A 4,838-nucleotide genomic window follows, 5' to 3' on the forward strand; every position below is an offset into this window, starting at 1 on the left:
GCACGGGACCTATGAGGCGAACCTCGCGATGCATGACTGCGACGTCATGATCAATATCGGCGCGCGCTTCGACGACCGCATCACCGGGCGCATCGACGGCTTCTCGCCGCGCTCGAAGAAGATCCATATCGACATCGACCCGTCCTCGATCAACAAGACGGTCAAGGTCGATCTTGGCATCGTCGGCGACTGCGCCCATGTGCTGGAGGATATGGTCCGGATCTGGCGCGAGAGCGGGGCGCAGGTCGATCGCACCGCGCTCGCCGCCTGGTGGACGCAGATCGAGGGGTGGCGCGGCCGAAAGAGCCTCGCCTACAAGCGCTCGGACACGATCATCAAGCCGCAATACGCGCTGCAGCGCCTGCAGGAGCTGACGAAGGATCGCGAGACCTTCATCACCACCGAGGTCGGCCAGCACCAGATGTGGGCGGCGCAGTATCTCGACTTCCAGGAGCCGAACCGCTGGATGACTTCGGGCGGGCTGGGCACCATGGGCTATGGCCTGCCGGCGGCGATCGGCGTGCAGATGCGCCACCCCAAGGCGCTGGTCATCGACGTCGCGGGCGAGGCCTCGATCCTGATGAACATGCAGGAGATGTCGACGGCCGTGCAGTACCGCCTGCCGGTCAAGGTCTTCATCCTGAACAACGAGTATATGGGCATGGTGCGCCAGTGGCAGGAACTGCTGCATGGCGGGCGCTATTCGGAGAGCTACTCGCAGTCGCTGCCCGACTTCGTGAAGCTGGCCGAGGCCTATGGCGGCCATGGCATCCGCTGCGACGATCCGGAGAAGCTGGACGACGCGATCATGGAGATGATCGAGACGCCCAAGCCGGTGATCTTCGACTGCATCGTCGCCAAGGAAGAAAACTGCTTCCCGATGATCCCCTCGGGCAAGGCGCATAACGAGATGATCCTGCCCGATTTCGAAGGCGACACCGGCCAGATCATCGACGCCAAGGGCAAGCAGCTGGTTTGAAGTCACATCCTGTGGCGGTCATCCCGGACAAGCCGCTTTGGCGGCGCCGATCCGGGATCCATGTCTGAACCGTTCTGGCATGGATCCCGGGTCCGCGCTCCGCTCGGCCCGGGATGACATCGAGAGATTGGATAAAAGACCATGGCCACCATCGGCCTCATCGGCGGCATGAGCTGGGAATCGACGGCGGTCTATTACCGGCTGCTGAACGAGGGCGTGCGCGCTCGTGCGGGCGGGCTGCACTCGGCCGATGTGCTGCTGCATTCGGTCGATTTCGCGCCGATCGCCGAGATGCAGGCCGAGGGCAACTGGGAGGCGGCCGGTGCGGTGCTCGCCGAAAGTGCGCGCCGGCTCCAGCAGGGCGGCGCCTCCTGCCTGCTGCTCTGCACCAACACGATGCACAAGGTCGCGCCCCGCATCACCGAGGCGACGAACCTGCCGTTCCTGCATCTGGCCGATGTGACGGCTCGGGCGGTGAAGGCTGCCGGTGTGAAGCGGCCGTTGCTGCTGGCGACCCGCTTCACCATGGAGCAGAGCTTCTATCGCGGGCGGCTCGCGGCCTTCGGCGTCGAGCCGCTCGTGCCGGAGGGCGCGGAACGCGACGAGGTCCACCGTGTGATCTATGAAGAACTCTGCCGCGGGCGTATCGAGCCTCGGTCGAAGGCCCGTTATCTCGCCATCATCGAGCGGGCCGTGCGGGAGGTGGGAGCCGACGGCGTCATCCTGGGCTGCACCGAGATCGGTCTGCTGATCGGGCAGGGCGACTGTCAGTTGCCGGTCTTCGACACCACCGCGCTGCATGTCGAGGCCGCGCTCGATTTCACCGCAGAACTGGAACGAGCCGCCGCATGAAACTGCTGATCGGCAACAAATGCTATTCCTCCTGGTCGCTCAGGGCGTGGCTGCTGCTGAAGGCCAAGGGCATCGCCTTCGCGGAACAACTCGTCCTGCTCGACGAGCCCGGCTTCAAGGACAAGGTGTTCGCGGCGGCGCCCGGTAGCGGCGGAACCGTCCCGACGCTGATCGATGGTGAAGTTGCCGTCTGGGAGACGCTGGCGATCGCCGAATATCTGCATGACCGCTTTCCGCAGGCCGGCATCTGGCCGGCTGATGCTCGGGCGCGCGCCCATGCAAGGGCGATCTCCAGCGAGATGCATGCGGGCTTCTTGTCCCTGCGCAACGCCTGCCCGATGAATCTCGGCAAGCGCTATGCGGCCCGCGACCGGGGCCCGGGCGTCGCCCGCGACGTTGCGCGCATCACGGCTGTCTGGCGGCAGGCGCGGGAGCGCTTCGGCGCCGGCGGGCCTTTCCTCTATGGCGAATTCAGCGCGGCCGATGCGATGTTCGCCCCGGTCGTCACGCGGCTCGATACCTATGCGATCACCGTCGATGGGGTCTCGCAAGCCTATATCGAGGCCGTTCTGACACTGCCGGCCTATCGCGACTGGCTGGCCGGCGCGCTGGCCGAGCCCTGGATCGTCGCCCATGACGAGGTCGACGAGCCTTCCCTCGCCGATCTTCGCAAGCTTTGAACAATCACGCCTTTTCACCCGCCGCCACAGGTCGTCCGATGTCGAGCACCGCCACCCATTATCCTAACGCCCCGAAAACGCAGCCGAGCGCGCGCCACACGCTGGCGGTGATCGTCGATAACGAGCCCGGCGTTCTCGCCCGCATCGCGGGGCTCTTTTCGGGCCGCGGGTACAATATCGAGAGCCTGACCGTCTCCGAGACGGAGCATGAGAAGCATCTCTCGCGCATCACGGTGGTGACCTCGGGCACCGAGGCGGTGATCGACCAGATCAAGGCCCAGCTCAGCCGCCTCGTGCCGGTACACCGCGTCGTCGATCTGACGGAGCAGGGCGAGGCGCTGGAGCGCGAGCTGGCGTTGGTCAAGGTCGTCGGCAAGGGCGATCACCGGGTCGAGGCGATGCGGCTGGCTTCCGCCTTCGGGGCGCGCACGCTGGACGCTTCGCTGACATCCTTCGTCTTCGAGCTGACCGGCTCGACCGAGGAAATCGAGCGCTTCATCAAGCTGATGACGGTGGTGGGTCTCACGGAGGTCTCACGCACCGGAATCGCCGCGATGAGCCGCGGGCCGGACGCGATGTGAGCATGATGCTCACTTCCGAAGCGCTGCGCCTGATCGCGCTGGGCCTCGGGCTAGCCGGGTTTGCTTGCCTCGCCTGGCCGGTCTTCATGCGGCTGAACGGGCGAGCACCCGCCAAGCCCGAACCCGGCGGCAGCCTGCGCTCGCCGCTGTGGTGGACCGGCTTCGTCCTCACGGTCGCCGCCATCGCCACCTTGCGGGCGGCGGGATAGCACATCGATGGGCAGTGCCGGGCGCTGACGGGCTTAGGCCCGCCGCCTCAGCCGGCGAAGCCCCCCTCCGCGAGGAATTCATGCTCCTCCGGCGTCGTCTGCCGGTCGAGCACCTTGTTGCGATGGGGGAAGCGGCCGAAATCGCGGATGATGTCGCGGTGGATCACGGCGAATTTCACGCCCTCGGGGTCATCGGCCGCCTTGCAGAGATCGATGCAACGCTGCTGGTCGGCGAGTTCTTCGGAATGCATGTGCGGCATGTAGAAAAAGCGCCGCTCGGGCGGCTCGTAGGCCCGGTCGAACCCTTTCGCGATGGCAGCCTCCGCTATAGCGAGCGCCTTGGTGTCGGTGGCGAAGGCGCGGGCGCTGCCGCGAAACATGTTGCGCGGGAACTGGTCGAGCAGGATCAGCAGCGCGAAGGCGCCTTCGGCCGTATCCTGCCAGCCATCAAGATCGCCTCCCGCCGCGGCCTCATGCGCAGGCAGGAAAAGGCGCGTGATCTCGGCGTCGAAGGCCTCGCTCTTGGCGAACCATTTCTCGGGGCCGGCCTCGCGCCAGAAGGCGGCGATGTCCGCTGCGGTCGGGAGTGTCATCGATGGCGGCTCCTTCGTCGGGTGGCCGGCTCTTTAGCATGAGTGGGCGGGGCAGGCTTTGCCTCATCGCGATAGCGGCTCCGCTGGCGCACCCGACTGCACGAAGCCTCTTGCCCTTGCCCAGCCGCTGCGCTAGACGACTGAACCGTAACGTACGGTACTGGGACCCGCCTAGCCCATGACACAGTCTGCCGCAGAGACGCAAGCCGAGGCGCTGACCGCGCGCCAGCAGGCCGTGCTCGATGCCGTGCTGGGGCTGATGATGGAGAAAGGCGACCAGCTCACCATGACCGCCGTGGCGCGGCGGGCGAGCTGCTCCAAGGAAACGCTCTACAAATGGTTCGGCGATCGCGACGGGCTGCTCTCGGCCACGGTGCGCTGGCAGGCCTCGCAGGTGAGGGCGGGCAATTTCGACCGCCAGCGGCTCGATGCCGGGGCGCTGCGCGAGAGCCTGACGCGCTTTGCCGCCAATTGGCTGGAGGTGATCTCCAGCCCCACCTCGATCGCGCTCAACCGCGTTGCGGTCAGCGAAGCGGCCTCGCGCGACGGCACGCTCGGGCGGATTGTGCTGGCCAATGGCCGCTTCGCGATCGGCGAGCGGTTGAAGCCCGTTCTCGAAGCCGGGCGCGAGGCGGGGCTGCTGGCCTTCGACGATGCGGAGACGGCCTTCCGCACCTTCTTCGGCCTCGTCGGCAGGGACGTGCAGATCCGCCTGCTGCTCGGCGATGCGCTGACGCTGGACAAGGCGGATATCGCGCGCGATGTCGCACGCGCCATCGACCAGTTCTTCACCCTCTACGGCACGGCACAGAACGATCCGCGCCGGACCACCCATAACGCGTGACAAAGGAGACACCCATGCGCGTCTATTACGATCGTGATGCCGACATCAACCTGATCAAGGGCAAGAAGGTCCTGATCGTCGGCTATGGCTCGCAGGGCCA

The 4,838-nt window shown here is 66.3% G+C and carries 7 protein-coding genes; 6 read left to right on the forward strand and 1 reads right to left on the reverse strand.

Annotation, left to right across the window (positions count from 1 at the left end):
• The 5 genes from ACOJTB_RS12780 to ACOJTB_RS12800 all read left to right on the forward strand — a co-directional run.
• The coding region (locus ACOJTB_RS12780) for a thiamine pyrophosphate-dependent enzyme (RefSeq protein ID WP_420102904.1) at positions 1–979 on the forward strand (979 nt) is incomplete at its 5' end.
• Between the two features lie 141 nt (positions 980–1,120).
• Positions 1,121–1,831: an aspartate/glutamate racemase family protein gene (locus ACOJTB_RS12785; RefSeq protein ID WP_420102905.1), complete on the forward strand. Its 711-nt coding sequence runs from the start codon at positions 1,121–1,123 to the stop codon at positions 1,829–1,831.
• Positions 1,828–2,511: a glutathione S-transferase family protein gene (locus tag ACOJTB_RS12790; RefSeq protein ID WP_420102906.1), complete on the forward strand. Its 684-nt coding sequence runs from the start codon at positions 1,828–1,830 to the stop codon at positions 2,509–2,511. Before ACOJTB_RS12785 ends, ACOJTB_RS12790 begins: the two co-directional genes overlap by 4 nt.
• Before the next feature lie 38 nt (positions 2,512–2,549).
• Positions 2,550–3,092, forward strand: coding sequence for an acetolactate synthase small subunit (gene ilvN, locus ACOJTB_RS12795; protein WP_420102907.1), 543 nt, complete (start codon positions 2,550–2,552; stop codon positions 3,090–3,092).
• 2 nt (positions 3,093–3,094) lie between these two features.
• Positions 3,095–3,301 (forward strand): hypothetical protein, encoded by a 207-nt coding sequence (locus ACOJTB_RS12800; RefSeq protein WP_420102908.1) that lies wholly within the window; start codon positions 3,095–3,097, stop codon positions 3,299–3,301.
• Positions 3,302–3,348: 47 nt separating this feature from the next.
• Here the strand turns inward: ACOJTB_RS12800 and ACOJTB_RS12805 are convergent, their stop codons facing one another.
• A complete protein-coding gene (locus tag ACOJTB_RS12805; RefSeq protein ID WP_420102909.1) occupies positions 3,349–3,894 on the reverse strand; it encodes a DUF924 family protein in 546 nt (181 codons plus the stop codon).
• 178 nt (positions 3,895–4,072) lie between these two features.
• Here ACOJTB_RS12805 and ACOJTB_RS12810 point away from each other — a divergent pair, with 178 nt between their 5' ends.
• On the forward strand, positions 4,073–4,738 hold the full coding sequence (locus ACOJTB_RS12810; protein ID WP_420102910.1) for a TetR/AcrR family transcriptional regulator C-terminal domain-containing protein: 666 nt from the start codon (positions 4,073–4,075) through the stop codon (positions 4,736–4,738).
• Positions 4,739–4,838: the final 100 nt, after the last annotated feature.

It is taken from the genome of Allobosea sp., from assembly GCF_048595345.1.
Taxonomy (GTDB): domain Bacteria; phylum Pseudomonadota; class Alphaproteobacteria; order Rhizobiales; family Beijerinckiaceae; genus Allobosea.

Coding starts and splice junctions, on each gene's coding strand:
- ACOJTB_RS12790 (WP_420102906.1), top strand. CDS start 1,828: ATGAAACTGCTGATCGGCAACAAATGCTATTCCTCCTGGTCGCTCAGG.
- ACOJTB_RS12810 (WP_420102910.1), top strand. CDS start 4,073: ATGACACAGTCTGCCGCAGAGACGCAAGCCGAGGCGCTGACCGCGCGC.
- ACOJTB_RS12800 (WP_420102908.1), top strand. CDS start 3,095: ATGATGCTCACTTCCGAAGCGCTGCGCCTGATCGCGCTGGGCCTCGGG.
- ACOJTB_RS12805 (WP_420102909.1), bottom strand. CDS start 3,894: ATGACACTCCCGACCGCAGCGGACATCGCCGCCTTCTGGCGCGAGGCC.
- ACOJTB_RS12785 (WP_420102905.1), top strand. CDS start 1,121: ATGGCCACCATCGGCCTCATCGGCGGCATGAGCTGGGAATCGACGGCG.
- ilvN (WP_420102907.1), top strand. CDS start 2,550: ATGTCGAGCACCGCCACCCATTATCCTAACGCCCCGAAAACGCAGCCG.